We start from the raw sequence: 507 nt of genomic DNA on the forward strand, positions 1-507 counted from the left end.
CAAAATCTTTTGCATCTCTTGTTCTATTTCCCCTAAAAAGATTTCGACCGCTTTATTGATCTCTTCAATGTGTTTCTCATCACGGAGGACGCGTTTGATTTTCATTCTCAAACCAGTAGATTTGCCTACAAAGTTTGGATTATAGCTCATGAAATCACACCATTTGCGTCCAGTGCATGCCATTTGGAATTGCATCTGTGCGATATATTCAGGCTTGATTTCGTCATAAATAAAAAAACGCAAATGCGTGGTTGATTGTGGACATTTGACTTCTATTAAACCGTCCTCTCCAATCAACCCATCAGGACTAGCCCCCGCCATTTCCATTTTGGGGTGTGGGATAAACCCGCATCTTGTGACTTCTGCGTCATAAATGAATTCATATTCTCTTAAGGCATTCTCTTCATGTTCAATGCCCCATTGCATAGCAGGTGTTGTATAAGATTGGCTTATTTCCTCTATTAAGCGTTCTGTCATGAGTTTCGTTTTGTAGTCTTCATATTTGCT

At 39.6% G+C, this 507-nt stretch carries 1 protein-coding gene; it reads right to left on the reverse strand.

Annotation, left to right across the window (positions count from 1 at the left end; translation table 11 throughout):
- On the reverse strand, positions 1-507 hold a 507-nt coding region (locus tag ACFIL8_RS12780; RefSeq protein ID WP_375690161.1), incomplete at both ends, for a lambda exonuclease family protein.

Origin of the sequence: Bartonella sp. AP57NXGY, from assembly GCF_042195805.1 — a bacterium.
Taxonomy (GTDB): domain Bacteria; phylum Pseudomonadota; class Alphaproteobacteria; order Rhizobiales; family Rhizobiaceae; genus Bartonella.